This window comes from Pseudomonas sp. AC083 (genome assembly GCF_979253165.1).
The window spans coordinates 1-243 of record NZ_CEEDDH010000296.1 but is presented as its reverse complement, the minus strand read 5'-3'; the positions used below and the strand labels follow the sequence as shown (position 1 = coordinate 243).

General features: G+C 48.1%; 1 protein-coding gene. It reads right to left on the bottom strand.

The window, feature by feature from the left end; translation table 11 throughout:
- Window positions 1-208: helix-hairpin-helix domain-containing protein (locus AC0IXA_RS28000; RefSeq protein ID WP_471814992.1), on the bottom strand; the 208-nt coding region annotated here is incomplete at its 3' end.
- Between the last annotated feature and the right edge of the window lie 35 nt (window positions 209-243).

The window sequence follows — 243 nt, the reverse complement described above, 5'->3', positions numbered from 1 at the left end:
ACGTATGACCGTCCTGTAGACTGGCTGTCTCCACTGTATATAGCAAGGCTGCACGAATCCGCTCTGGATCATTACCTGAGATGCCTGTTCTAGCGCCGAGCTCATCCGCCTTAATAAATCCGATCCCCTCAACATCCTTAACAAGCTGATACGGATTTTCCTCAATCTTTTGCAGCGTTTCACTCTCGTACACTTGGTAAATCTTCATGCTGAGCTGCGGACCAAAGCCATATTGATTCAGGC